A 12,767-nucleotide genomic window follows, 5' to 3' on the forward strand; every position below is an offset into this window, starting at 1 on the left:
CTGCCGGCAAATAGAGCAGGCGTCTCGCTCAGTCCGCGTCGATAATCGCCGCTGCAAACCGCTCTATTCCCCGCTCCGGATCGTCGTTCTCGATGGAGACGATAACGTGGTCGACGCCGAGTTCGGCGAGCCGTCGGAAGTAGTCCTGAAACCACTCGGTGCCCGCCCGGTAGCCCAGGTGTAACTGCTCTGGTTCGGCCGTCGGATCGTCCGCGAGTTCAGCGCGGACGGCCATCGCGAACGGCTTTTCACCGGCGGCCTCCCGCCACGCATCGAGGTAGTCCGTCAGCGTGCGCTCGGGGAGGTGATAGAACAGCCAGCCGTCGCCGCGCTCGGCGATCCACTCGCGCGATTGGCGGGCGTTCCCGGTCGGGAGCAGCGGAATCGTCTCCGCCATCGGTTTCGGCACGACATCGAGTGCACCGTCGAGGCTGCCCCACCGTCCCTCGCGCTCGGGGAACTCGTCGCGCCACAGCGTGCGAAGGGTTTCGACGTGGTCGCGAAACAGCGCGCCGCGCTCGTCGCGGTCGACGCCGAAGGCGGGGTACTCCGGATCGCGGTCGCCGGAGGCGACCCCGAGGACGAGCCGGCCGTCCGAAAGTCGGTCGACCGTCGCGGCGGATTTCGCGACGTGGATCGGGTGTCGAAGCGGGAGGACGATACTCGAGGTGCCGAGCGCGATCTCGTCGGTGTGGGCAGCGACGTGCGAGAGCCACGGCCAGGGGTCGAACGTCTGACCGGCATCGCCGAATTTCGGCCAGTACGTCGGCACGTCGCGCGCCCAGAGGCCGTCGAAGCCGACCGCCTCGGCGCGTTTCGCGAGCCGAATCTCCGCCTCGGGGTCGGGCGTCGAGCGGTTCGTGCCGGTAAGCGGGAATCCAACGCCGAACGTGAGTCCGTCCGTCTCGAACAACCGTCGGTACCCCTCGTTTTCGTGTCCAGTCGGCATTCGCTCGAGCTATCGGTCACGGGCGGATGACGGCTTCGATCCGCGAGGTCGCCGGTGGTACTCATCGGTTCGACCGCCGATCCGGGTGCAGATCAGATATCGACCGCGAACGGCGTGAACTCGTCGGCCCGGCTCGCAAACACACCCAGCAGCGTCGCAATTTCCTCGAGGTCGTCGGTGTCGATCACTTCGACGGGCGTGTGCATGTAGCGGTTCGGCACGCTGACCACCTGCGACGGAATCGCCCCCGCCGCGGTGAAGAAGCCGTCAGCGTCCGTCCCGGTCCCGACCCCGAGCGCCTCGATCTGTACCTCGAGTTCGCGCTCGTCGGCGACCGAGCGCAGCGCGTCGAACACGGCAGGGTGGTTCGTGCTGCCGCGACCGAGTGCCGGCCCGCCGCCCAGTTCCATCTGGCTCGTCTTCTCGCTCGGCGCGGAGGGGTAATCGACGGCGTGACCGACATCGACGACGACGACGGCGTCGGGTTCGAGGTCGAATCCGACCATCCGTGCGCCGTTGCCCCCGACTTCCTCCTGGACGGTGGAGACGGCGTAGACGGTCGCATCCGTGCCGGTTTCGACAGCCTGCCGGAACCCCTCAGCCGCGGCCCACGTCCCGACCCGATTGTCGAGGCCGCGGCCGGCGAGACGCGTCTCGGAAAGCCACGAGACCGTCGAGGAGACGGTGATCGGGTCCCCGATTTCGAGGCGGTCGCGCGCCTCGTCCTCGCTTTCGGCTCCGATGTCGATCCAGAGATCCTCGATGTCGGTCTCTGACTCGTCCTCGCGGAGGTGGATCGCGTGCTGCCCGATCACGCCCTCGACGGGACCGTCGGCGGCGTGGATCGTGACGTGTTGGCCCTTCGAAACGGAGGGGTCAGAGCCGCCGATTCGCCCCAGTCTGACAAAGCCGTCGCCGTCGATCGATTTGACGATGAAGCCGATTTCGTCAGCGTGGCCGGTGAGTACGATTTCGGGTGCGCCGGATGCATCGGGCGCTCCCTCGTGCACTGCGATGGCATTTCCGTAAGCGTCCGTTCGAACGTCGTCAGCAAACTGGTCGACGTAGTCGATCCAGACCTGCTGGCCGCGGGTTTCATAGCCCGATGGGGAGGGCGTCTCGAGCAATTCGGTGAGGAAATCACGCGAAGGATCGTCCATAGTACCTAGTTAGCGACTCGCCTCTTTATGTCTTAGATTCACTCGTACACGAAGCGGTAAACCGAGGTCCGAACAGACTACTTGGGCGCACTCACCCTTCGAGACAGATACTTCGGCGGGTCACGAATACTGCGCGCAAAAAAACATCCGCAAATCGACTGATCAGATCAGTCGTCAGCCGGAGCCGCGCCGCTTGCGCCCTCGGCCTGTTCTTTCGTCCAGGCGAGCTTGCCGCCGGCCGCGAGAATGTCGCGTTCGCGCTCGGAGGCGTCGAGGACCGCCGTGTACTCGTCCTCGCCGTTGATGCGGACGGTGAACTCTTCCTGACCGCTCGTGACGGCGTCGTAGACGTCGTCGACGATTTCGACATCGTCGCCCTGGTCGATGTTCTCGTAGGTGTCCTCGTCGATCTGGAGCGGGACGATCCCGAAGTTAAAGAGGTTCGCGCGGTGGATCCGTGCGAAACTCTGTGCGAGGACGCCCTCGATGCCGAGGTACATCGGACAGAGGGCGGCGTGCTCGCGCGAGGAGCCCTGGCCGTAGTTCTCTCCGGCGACGAGGAAGCCGCCGTCGGCGTCGAGCGCACGCTCTGCGAACGTATCGTCGACGCGCGAGAGCGTGAACTCGGAGAGCTTGGGAACGTTCGACCGGTACATCAGGATGTCCTGCGTTGCAGGGATGATGTGGTCGGTCGTGATGTTGTCCTCCATCTTGAGCAGCGCTTCACCCTCGACGTCGGCGCTGAGCTGGTCCTTCAGCGGCACGTCGCCGATGTTCGGACCCTTGACGAGTTCGTCGTCGACGGCCTCGTCGGGCGTGATGAGGTCCGTCTTGGAGCCGTCGTATTCGTCGGGGAGTTCGACGCCGGGGGCCTCGAGGCCCTCCTCTTCCTCGGCGAGGTCGCGCGGGTCGACGATTTCGCCCTTGATCGCCGCGGCGGCGGCGACCTCCGGCGAACAGAGGAAGACGTTGTCGTCTTCGATACCCGAGCGGCCCTCGAAGTTGCGGTTGAAGGTCCGCAGCGAGATGGAATCGGAGGCGGGCACGTGGCCGATCCCGATACAGGCACCACAGGTCGCCTCGGAGAAGTTGACGCCGGCGGCCATCATCTCCGCGACCCAGCCCTGGCGGGCGAGCATCTCGGAGGCCTGCTTGGAGCCGGGGGCGACGATCGTCTCGGTCTCCATCGAGGTTTCGCGACCCTCGAGCATCTTGGCGACGGGGAGGATGTCCTCGTAGCCGCCGTTCGTACAGGATCCGACGATGACCTGGGAGACGTCCTGGCCGGCGACTTCGCGGACCGGGACGACCTTGTCCGGCATCGACGGCTGGGCGATCAGCGGCTCGAGGTCCGAGAGGTCGACGACGATCTCGTCGTCGTACTCGGCGTCCTCGTCGGGCTGGATCTCGGTGAACTCGTCGCCGCGACCGACGCGTTCGAGGTAGTCCTCGGTCTGGTGGTCGGTCGGGAAAATCGACGTGGTCGCGCCGAGTTCAGTGCCCATGTTCGTGATCGTCATCCGCTCGGGTGCGGTGAGCGTCTCGACGCCGGGGCCGGTGTACTCGAGGATCTTGCCGACGCCGCCTTTCACGGAGAGGCGACGGAGCATCTCGAGGATGACGTCCTTTGCCGTGGCCCACTCGGGGAGTTCGCCCTCGAGACGGACATTGACGATCTCGGGCATTTCGATGTAGTACGGTGCGCCGCCCATTGCGACGGTCACGTCGATGCCGCCGGCACCGATGGCGAGTTCGCCGAGGCCGCCGGGGGTCGGCGTGTGGCTGTCGGAGCCGAGTAGCGTCTTGCCGGGTGCGGCGAAGTTTTCGCGGTGAACGTTGTGACAGATACCGTTGCCGGGGCGAGAGAAATAAGCGCCATATTTACCGGCTGCAGAACGCAGGAAACGGTGGTCGTCAGTGTTCTTAAAGTCGAACTGGTAGGTCTGGTGGTCGCAGTACTGGGCTGCGATTTCGGTCTGGACCTCGTCCAGTCCCATCGCTTCGAACTGGAGCCAGACCATCGTTCCGGTCGTGTCCTGAGTAAGTACCTGATCGATCTCGATACCGATTTCCTCGCCGGTCTCGAGATCGCCCTCGACGAGATGGTCGTCGAGAATCTTTTCGGTGAGAGTCTGTCCCATAGCATCCGAATCTCGGCCGTCCGTCCTGATAAATCCAGCGTGTTTCCTTGAGGATCGACCGTGTTAGATACGCCCATGCGCGCAGTTTTCGAGCAATTATTGCGCTACAACTACAGACGTAGACAGTGCTGCGCGGAGGAGGTGAGATCGGCAGTAATCGTTCCACGCGCGCGGAACTCGTGCGTGCTCAATTCCTGATATCGTGTGAAACACAGTCTCGAACTGCATCACCGGTACTCTCGAACCGCGTCACCTGTCGGTCGGCTCGAAAGGACACGTTTTTCCCGATACCGCTATCTCTCGGCTATACGATCATGTTTCGCTCCGGTACCTTCGTTGCAGACCACGTCTCGCCGACGACCCCCGAACAGGTCCAACCCAACGGCGTCGACCTCACCCTCGACGTCGTCTTCGACCAGCTCGAACCTGGCCGGATCGGCCGGGACGGCAAGCAGATCGGCGACCGAGCCGCCCGCCCGCTCGAAGAACTCGAGCAGAAAGCGCCCGACACGTACTATCTGCCCGAGGGCGCGTACGTCGCGCGCTACAACGAGCAAATCGCGATTCCGGACGGGCACATCGGATTCGTCTATCCCCGCTCGTCGCTGATGCGAAACTCCTGCATGCTCAATACGGCGGTCTGGGACGCCGGCTACGAGGGTCGCGGCGAGGGGCTCTTGCAGGTCCACCACGACGTCGAGATCGAACGCGACGCGCGGATCGCCCAGCTCGTGTTCGCCGAGGCGAATCACGAGGACACCTACGACGGCAGTTACCAGGGCGAGAACATCGGCGAAAGCAGCTGATGATCGCCGGACGGTCCACTTTTGGTGCCGTCCGTCGAACCACCGGTATGGCCGGTGATCTCACTCGATGATGGCGACGACGCACGCGTTCGCCGGTCTCACCGTTGTGTCCCCTCTCGCATACCTCGCGCCCGAGTTCGCTGTGCCGCTCGCACTCGGTGCGCTCGCCGGCGGTCTCGCACCCGACTTCGATCTGCCGCTCGCCCACCGCCGGACGTTTCACTTCCCGATCGTCGGACTCGTCGGGGTCGTTCTGGCGGTCGGACTCGCGTTCTACACGCCGACAGCGGCGACGGTGACCATCGCCGCGTTCGTCGCCGCAGCCTGGCTCCACGCCGCGAGCGACGTTTTTGGCGGCGGACCAGAGATGGACCCCTGGCGAAACCGCACCGAACGCGCCGTCTACGACCACGTTCGCGGTCGATGGCTCCGTCCGAAGCGGTGGATCCGATACGACGGTGCACCGGAGGATGCCGTTCTCGCGTTCGTCCTCGCACTGCCGGCCCTCGTGGTCTTCGGCGGTTGGATCAAGACCGTCGTGCTCGGCGGTCTCGGCGTCTCGGTAGCCTATGCGCTTCTTCGACGGCGATTGATCCGGTGGACCGCTGACTGGGAGTGGCTCGAGTAGCTGGCGTCAGTGGCAAGCAGTCGGCCCGCCGCAAGTCGGAACCCTGATACCTCCAGTCTCCGAGAGAGTACTATGGTCGAGACGTTCGTTACGCAGACCCTCCATCTCGTCTTTGGGGCACTCTGGGCCGGCAGCGTCTTCTACGTCGCGTTCGTCGTGTTGCCGCTCGCTCGCGACGGCGAGTTCAATACGACGAAGCCGCTCGAGGCGATCGCTGGCAAGTTGACGACGATTTCGCGCGTCAGCGCGCTCGTCCTGTTGCTGACGGGCGGTCATCTCGCACAGGCGCGGTACACGTCCGAGAGTCTGTTCGGCTCGACCAGGGGACACCTGGTGCTGCTGATGGTCGCGCTCTGGCTGTTGCTTGCCACCCTCGTCGAAATCGGCTCGAAGCGACTCGAGAGCGGTCTCAACGGAAAGAAGCTTCGCGAACCCGCGGCCGATGCATTGGGACTGTATCGGGCGGCTGCGCTCGTCGGAATCGCGTTGCTCGTCGTTGGCGGGGCGATCACGACGAACCTGGCGGCAACCCTCTCTTTGTAGGCGTTTGCGAACTCGTCGGCTCGGGAACCGATCGTGGAACTACCATTCTTGCGAAAGATACTTAGTCGGTTACTGTAAGATACTCCCATGCTCAGGGGGACTGGGAACAGAACTGGAAACGGGGGCGCGAACGCGAACACAACCGTCGCGAGGAGTGGTGCCAAAGGAATCGCACTCTCGCTGCTCGCCGTCGGCACGGCAGCCCTCGCCGGCTACGTGCTCAGTTCGAACCGTTCGAAGAACTCGACGGCTCGCTCGAAGGCCAACCTCGGCGCTCGAATCATCGACCCGGACGAGGTTCCTGCTAATGCCACCATCGTCGACGCCTCGTCGCGCCAACTCGACGAAATCCCCGGCGCACGGCGGGCGATCAACCGTGCGATCCGACGCCGTGCACGCGAGGAGTGGGAACACGTCACGCTGGAACGCGACGGTGCCTGGTCCGTCGTCGATACGATTCGCAGTTCGCTGCCGTACCACGAGGGAACGGAACACGAATACAACGGCGTCTACGTCCACTACGACGATCGATTCATCGTCTTGGACGCCATTGGCTGGGCGCATCTTCAGGAGCCACTGCAGTAGCAGTACGGTCTGCGGGGGCACCGACCAGTACGGCCTGAGTGGCCCTGACGCAATCACGGGCGCGTAATTCTCGGCACGGTGAACTCCGGTTGTGAGTCTGCTGCCACGAGCGGACTCACTCACAGCGCTCACTATCCTCCGAAGCCACGAAAACCACAACCCCTACTTCACTCCGTCGCGGACGGTCCGCTATGCAACTGGGCGTCATCGGACTCGGACGTATGGGACAGATCGTCGTCGAACGTGCCCTCGCGGCGGGCCACGACATCGTCGCCTTCGACCTCGATCCCGAAGCCGTCGCAACGGCCGCCGACGCCGGGGCCGAACCGGCCGATTCTATCTCGGATCTCACGGACCGCCTCGGCACCGACAAACGCATCTGGCTCATGGTCCCCGCCGGCGAACCGGTCGACGCAACGCTCGACGAACTCGATCCGCACCTCGACGAGACGGACATCGTCGTCGACGGCGGTAACTCCTACTTCGAAGACTCCGTCCGACGAGCCGACGCCTGTTCCGCCGCCTACCTCGACTGTGGCACCTCCGGCGGCCCCGCCGGCGCTGAGCTCGGCTTCTCGCTCATGATCGGCGGCCCGACCTGGGCCTACGACGAACTCGAACCCGTCTTCGACGCCGTCGCAACCGGTCCCGACGGCCACGGGCGCATGGGCCCCGCAGGCTCCGGCCACTACGTCAAGATGATCCACAACGGCGTCGAGTACGCGCTCATGCAAGCCTACGGCGAAGGCTTCGAACTCCTCCACGAGGGCCGGTACGACCTCGATCTCGAATCCGTCGCCTCCGTCTGGAACAACGGTGCGGTGATCCGCTCGTGGCTCCTCGAACTTTGCGAGGAAGCGTTCCGCGAGGAAGGCACCGACCTCGGAACCGTCGCAGACCGCATCGAAGGCGGCTCCACCGGCACCTGGACCGTTCAGGAAGCCCTCGAACAGGAGGTCCCACTACCGCTCATCTATACCGCACTCTCCGAACGGTTCGGCTCACGCGCGGACGACGGCCGCTTCTCGCGACGACTCGCCAACCGCCTCCGGTACGGCTTCGGCCGACACGAGGTCCCCCGGCGCGACTGACTCCAGTAGCCGCTGCAAGTCACTGCACACCCGGTCGCACGACGGCTCTGCGATCGGCGTGTCACTCGTTGCAGTCGGTGCTACAGTCCGCACCGAGTTCAGCCACTGACTGCCGTGCCCCATTACTACTCACTATTCAGAACCACCGTTCAAAATCACTCCGTAATAGCCGCTCCTGAGATAATACGTGTCGTCTATCTTATCTGTACAGCATCAGTTCATGTTGTGCGTGTTCGATTATCGTCGGTTTTAGCCGCTTATATGGCGATATTCGGTCGGGTATTCTGAACAATCGTTCTCTCCTGACTCCGCCGCCTGAAATATTGGGTCACCTTCTTTATCACCGGCACCCACAGCATCAGTTATGAACTCGCAGTGTGCACGTTCGATGGAAGTCACGGTGACGGATCAACGACCAAGCATGGCTATCGTCGACCTCATCGCTCGCGAATCCGGGACAGATCCGGTTGAACTCGAGCCGCTTTATAACGTTATCGACCCAGATATGCTCGATTCGCTCTGTGAATCGAGTAGTGGATTTACGAGCCTCGAGTTCAACTATCACGGTCGGAACGTCACTGTACGAGCCGATTCCCAGCCCGAAGAGACGGTCGAGATTTCGCTGGCGGAGCCCGGGACGGTCGCCGAGGGGACGAGCGACGTTTTCAATACGGAATCCACGATTTAATTCTGCAGGTGGTGTGACGGTCAGCCACGACCGGTGACAGCGATGGAAGAATCGAAAAGGGAACCGTTTTGGCGGCGGTTGTAGTAGGGAAGCGTGAGGGCGCGTAGCTCAGTGGACAGAGTTCTTGGTTCCGGACCAAGATGTCGGGGGTTCAAATCCCTCCGCGCCCGTCGTTTTGCTGTGAACTCTCCTCGTGAGCGGCAGCGACGGCGGAGAGATGTGAACCGTGGTCGACCCGGCTTGTAGTCGCTCCAGTGAATCGGTAGGTGCGGGGCGTGTCTGTTCGTCATTCGTCATTTGATAGTGCGGGCGAGGAACTGTTCGATCGCTGCCGGGCCAGCCGGCAGCGCGGTATCGAGAAGCGGCTCCGGCGTCTCGCCCTCGTCAACGTGAGTTGCGCTGTACACCGATTGGCTGGGTGTCGGCTCGGTCGTGAGGAGGTCCATCGCCACCCGTTCGGATTCGATGTCCTCGATGCGCTCTGCCCAGACGTGGTTGCGGTCGTGTAACTCGTAGAAGACGGCGTTCACACCTGCTTCGTCCAACGCATCGAAGAATCGCCGGCTGTGTTCGACGGCCACGACCTCGTCCGCTCGCCCGTGCATCAGGAGCGTCGGTGGACTGTCCGCGGAGACGTGGGTGAGGGGGCTCGCCTGCTCGAACCGCTTCGGGAGATCGGACGCGGGGCCGCCCAGTAGCAGCGAGGGAATGCCGGGTGCGTTGTCCGCCGCGAGCGTGAAGTCGGTGAGACCGTACCAGCTGACGACTGCCTGTACAGCCCCCGAGGTGTCGGGTGCGACGGATTTTTTCAGTTCTCCGGCGAACGTCTCTCCCAGATCCATCACGTCCTCGACGACGCCCGCGAGCAGGGCCAGGTGGCCGCCCGCCGAGGACCCCCACGCCGCAATGCGCTCCGCGTCGTAGCCGTATTCCGCAGCATTGGCTCGAAGCCACCGGATCGCGGCCTTTACGTCGACGAAGTGTGCGGGGAACGTCGCTCGTGGAGTCGGGTTGGTCGGATCGTACATCCCCTGTATCTCCGGCCCGGCGTCGTCCGGAACCTCGGCCAGACGGTAACTCACGCTGGCGATTGCACAGCCCCACTCGGCCGCGTAGCGCGCCGGATCGGGGACGTTGTCGCGGGTTTCGGCGATCCACCCGCCCCCGTGGATGTAGACGACCAGCGGCGGGCGCTCTTCGTCAGGGAGGTACAGGTCGAGTTCCATCTCGCCGGCCTCGCGGTCGGCGTAGGTGATGCCCTCGTGGACCGAGACGTTCGCGTCGGCCGCTTCGCCCGTCGGTTCGCTCATACGTAACGGACGTGGGGCGCGTGGCATAACGGTACGTCTCCCGGAAACTCGTGTGTCCTGGCATCTCGTGTATCGCAGCCAGCCCTCCGACGAGCGCCCGTATGAGACGGTTCTAATGGTAGAACCGAGTAAAGGGGATCCGGAAGCGACGAGTTCACTCCCGCTCAGCCGAATCGGTAGCCGTTCGAATAGCTTCGACGCCGAATTGAACGACGTTCGCCGGGAGTTCGCTCGCTCGAAGTTCCGGTATCCGATACCATCGCCATGCATCCGCTCCGACTTCACCGGGTCCGGGACAGAGGTCGCGATCCGGGACCGTAGCGTAGTAGACGTGGTCGATATGCTGATGGCCAACGGTCCCGTCGTGGACGTTTATATCGTATAGCATCTGGTGGCGGGGCTGCGGGAGCACCCGACCGCCGGGGGTATCGACTGATCGCGTGTCGTCGGGGAGCGTCGGATCGAGTCCGGTTTCCTCCCGAACTTCTCGAAGGCCGGCTTTGTGGGGGAGTTCATCCCGGTCGACGTGGCCCGTCGGCGGGATCGTTTTTCCGACGTGCTCGTGTTCGTGCAGTGCTGTCGCCCCGTCGTTCACCACGTACACGGTGGCCGTGAAGTGACGAGTTATCTCCATGCTCTGAACAAGAAACTATTGTTACATGTGTTCTCCGTGTTTAGTACGGCTTCGCAACAGCTATGGATAGCATCAATTGTCGCTTCGGTGCCCGCTCGATCGTACGGACCGATCCGAGCGCACGAGCGCTCAAACGGGCTCGCGAAGCGCCCAGATATCAGCGGTCGGGTCGAGTCGGTGCGGTTCCGTCCCGTTCGCCGTGAGAATGCCGACGTGGTAGAGCATCGTCTTCAACTGGAACACCGTCGGCGAGTGGTAGATGTCGCCATCTTCGAGTTCAGCGCGCTGGAGGTCGCCCTCGGCGGTCAGCACCCGCCGGCGAACCGCCTCGTCGCCGCGAACGAACAACTCGACGGCGAACGTCGGGTGGAGTTCGTGGAGGTGGATCACGAGGTCGACCAGCGACGGCTCGGGAATCCAGTCGTCGTGCATCGTCTGGAGTTCGTTGACGAGCAGTTCCGTTGCGGGGTATTCGAAGAGAACGCGGCGGGCCAACTGTCCCCAGGCCGGCGCGAGGTCGACGAACCGCTTTCGCGAGCGATACCAGTCGGCGAACGTCTCGAGCGCCGCCTCGACGGAGCCACAGTGGGCTTTCCCGAAGCGGATCACCTCCTCGCCGAGGGCGGTCAGCGCGACCCGTTCGCGGTCCTCGATCAGCCCGAGGAACGCGGCCCCGCGCCTGGCGTCTCGGACCGCTCCGACGACGTTGAACTCGGAGAGGAGGCTCGCGGTGTCGCCGTCGGCGTAGTGGGCGAGTGGGTAGCCGAGGTAGTTCTTCGGGTGGTTCAGCCCGAAGGAGTTCTCCGCGACGCCCTGGGCGCTGGCCTGAAATCGTAGCGCCGAGGCCTCGGTCGCAGTCCGGTTCCCGACGAGGCGCGGGGATTCGAGCACGTCGACCGCTCCCGTGGTGTCGACGCCGAGGACGCCGACGTTCAGCTCGCGCGCGAGCGTTCGGTCGGTGTCCGTGATCGCCTCTACCGGGGCGGCGAGGTACGCCGCGTTGGCCTCGTGGAGTCGGTCGTAGGCCTGGACGATGCCACGTTGGGTGTCGACGCCGCCGCTCGCGTACCCCTTGGCTTCGATGGCGAGCAGCGGCGGGTCGTCACCGAGGCGGTCGACGGCCAGCAGTTCCGGATCGAGTTCGCCGAGTTCGTGCACGCCGACGAGGTCAGGGAAGCCGCCGCCGATTTCGACGTGGTTAAACGGGGCGAGTCGGTCGCGGACGGCGGGATCGATGGGCTGACCGGGGAGCCACTCCTCGCGTGCGAACTGGGTGTCGGCCACGACGTAGGACCGGTCGCTCGCCGCGGGAAAGAGCCGTTGCTTGGCGTGGGCGAGGACTTGCGGTTCCGAGAGCGGGCGAGCCGCGCTGCTCATGAGGCTGCATCGGAGGGGGCCACAAAGAGTGTTCTGGCGGTCCGTGCCGCGAGTCCCGCCGAGCGCTGTCGACCGCTACGATGGGGTGGTGCACTGTCACCGTCACACCGCGCTCGCCGACAGTTCGGACTCATGCGAACGGCGAGACGGTGAGTTCGCGCCGGATTCCAGCGAGGATGGCGACGGTGCCACAGAGCGCAAGCGCCGCGCCGGCGATCCAGGGCGGAGAGCCGACCGCGACGAGTTCGGCGAGCCAGAGGCCGGCGAGGAGACAGAGCCCGCCGGCGACGATGAGGGTGACGAACCGTTCCATCGCTCTCTCGGGCCGATATTCGCGGGTAAGGGGAATGGATGTTGGGGTCCACGCGAGGTGAACTCGACCGACGCGTCCCGGCGAGTCGAAGGCGGTCGACTTCGAACCGACGCCGCGGTAAACGTTAGTGGATACGGAACATTCGTCCGGGTATGAAGCGACCGACGCTTGTCTACGACGACGACTGCGGGTTCTGTACCTGGTGGGCGGACCACCTCTCGGAACGGTCATCGATCCGGCTCGTCGGGTTCAGCGACCTGACGCCGGAACTGCGGGCCGAACTCCCCGAGAGCTACGAGGACTGCTCGCACCTGCTTACCGAAGAGGGCGTCTACTCATGTGGTGCCTCGATCGAGCAGGCTTTCCTTCGCTCCGATATCGACGGTCCGGCGCGCGAGTTCGTCCAGTTCCTCCGGCACTTCGAGGAGTACGACCGGCTGCGCGAACGCGGCTACCAGGTGGTGGCGAACAACCGCGACCTCTTCGGCAAAATCGTCTCGAAGACCCCGCCAGCGAGACGGGACTCCTGACGCCGAGGGGAG

The 12,767-nt window shown here is 64.2% G+C and carries 14 protein-coding genes and 1 tRNA gene; 8 read left to right on the plus strand and 7 right to left on the minus strand.

Annotation, left to right across the window (positions count from 1 at the left end):
* Positions 1–28 precede the first annotated feature (28 nt).
* From SM755_RS06730 to SM755_RS06740, 3 genes are all read right to left on the minus strand, one after another.
* The gene (locus tag SM755_RS06730) at positions 29–949 is read right to left on the minus strand and encodes a TIGR03571 family LLM class oxidoreductase (RefSeq protein ID WP_323171994.1); all 921 of its coding nucleotides are present in this window, start codon (positions 947–949) and stop codon (positions 29–31) included.
* A gap of 92 nt (positions 950–1,041) precedes the next feature.
* Positions 1,042–2,109, minus strand: a complete 1,068-nt coding sequence (locus tag SM755_RS06735) for a M20/M25/M40 family metallo-hydrolase (RefSeq protein WP_323171995.1) — start codon at positions 2,107–2,109, stop codon at positions 1,042–1,044.
* Positions 2,110–2,276: 167 nt separating this feature from the next.
* Positions 2,277–4,250, minus strand: a complete 1,974-nt coding sequence (locus SM755_RS06740; RefSeq protein ID WP_323171996.1) for an aconitate hydratase — start codon at positions 4,248–4,250, stop codon at positions 2,277–2,279.
* A 314-nt stretch (positions 4,251–4,564) separates the two neighbouring features.
* Between SM755_RS06740 and SM755_RS06745 the strand changes: the two genes are divergently transcribed.
* The 7 genes from SM755_RS06745 to SM755_RS06775 all read left to right on the plus strand — a co-directional run bounded on the left by SM755_RS06745 (position 4,565) and on the right by SM755_RS06775 (position 8,761).
* The gene (locus SM755_RS06745; RefSeq protein ID WP_323171997.1) at positions 4,565–5,056 is read left to right on the plus strand and encodes a deoxyuridine 5'-triphosphate nucleotidohydrolase; all 492 of its coding nucleotides are present in this window, start codon (positions 4,565–4,567) and stop codon (positions 5,054–5,056) included.
* A 67-nt stretch (positions 5,057–5,123) separates the two neighbouring features.
* Positions 5,124–5,684 carry a metal-dependent hydrolase gene (locus tag SM755_RS06750; protein WP_323171998.1) on the plus strand — a complete coding sequence of 187 codons (561 nt, stop codon included), beginning with the start codon at positions 5,124–5,126 and terminating at the stop codon, positions 5,682–5,684.
* Between the two features lie 72 nt (positions 5,685–5,756).
* Positions 5,757–6,227, plus strand: a complete 471-nt coding sequence (locus SM755_RS06755) for a hypothetical protein (RefSeq protein WP_006665625.1) — start codon at positions 5,757–5,759, stop codon at positions 6,225–6,227.
* A gap of 87 nt (positions 6,228–6,314) precedes the next feature.
* Positions 6,315–6,812, plus strand: a complete 498-nt coding sequence (locus SM755_RS06760) for a hypothetical protein (protein WP_323171999.1) — start codon at positions 6,315–6,317, stop codon at positions 6,810–6,812.
* 191 nt (positions 6,813–7,003) lie between these two features.
* A complete protein-coding gene (gene gnd, locus SM755_RS06765) occupies positions 7,004–7,903 on the plus strand; it encodes a phosphogluconate dehydrogenase (NAD(+)-dependent, decarboxylating) (protein ID WP_323172000.1) in 900 nt (299 codons plus the stop codon).
* Between the two features lie 364 nt (positions 7,904–8,267).
* Entirely contained in the window at positions 8,268–8,591 is a 324-nt protein-coding gene (locus SM755_RS06770; RefSeq protein WP_323172001.1) for a HalOD1 output domain-containing protein, read from the plus strand.
* A 97-nt stretch (positions 8,592–8,688) separates the two neighbouring features.
* Positions 8,689–8,761 (plus strand) — tRNA-Arg (locus SM755_RS06775).
* 123 nt (positions 8,762–8,884) lie between these two features.
* Here the strand turns inward: SM755_RS06775 and SM755_RS06780 are convergent.
* The 4 genes from SM755_RS06780 to SM755_RS06795 form a co-directional block, all read right to left on the minus strand.
* Positions 8,885–9,901: an alpha/beta hydrolase gene (locus SM755_RS06780; RefSeq protein ID WP_323172002.1), complete on the minus strand. Its 1,017-nt coding sequence runs from the start codon at positions 9,899–9,901 to the stop codon at positions 8,885–8,887.
* A gap of 154 nt (positions 9,902–10,055) precedes the next feature.
* Positions 10,056–10,535 (minus strand): NUDIX domain-containing protein, encoded by a 480-nt coding sequence (locus SM755_RS06785; RefSeq protein WP_323172003.1) that lies wholly within the window; start codon positions 10,533–10,535, stop codon positions 10,056–10,058.
* Between the two features lie 129 nt (positions 10,536–10,664).
* Complete coding sequence (locus SM755_RS06790) at positions 10,665–11,912, minus strand: hypothetical protein (RefSeq protein WP_323172004.1); 1,248 nt, start codon at positions 11,910–11,912, stop codon at positions 10,665–10,667.
* Positions 11,913–12,042: 130 nt separating this feature from the next.
* The gene (locus tag SM755_RS06795) at positions 12,043–12,225 is read right to left on the minus strand and encodes a hypothetical protein (RefSeq protein ID WP_006665632.1); all 183 of its coding nucleotides are present in this window, start codon (positions 12,223–12,225) and stop codon (positions 12,043–12,045) included.
* Positions 12,226–12,377: 152 nt separating this feature from the next.
* Between SM755_RS06795 and SM755_RS06800 the strand changes: the two genes are divergently transcribed.
* On the plus strand, positions 12,378–12,755 hold the full coding sequence (locus SM755_RS06800; RefSeq protein WP_323172005.1) for a DCC1-like thiol-disulfide oxidoreductase family protein: 378 nt from the start codon (positions 12,378–12,380) through the stop codon (positions 12,753–12,755).
* Positions 12,756–12,767 lie beyond the last annotated feature (12 nt).

The organism is Natrialba sp. PRR66 (genome assembly GCF_034808065.1).
GTDB classification, from domain to species: Archaea; Halobacteriota; Halobacteria; order Halobacteriales; family Natrialbaceae; genus Natrialba; species Natrialba aegyptia.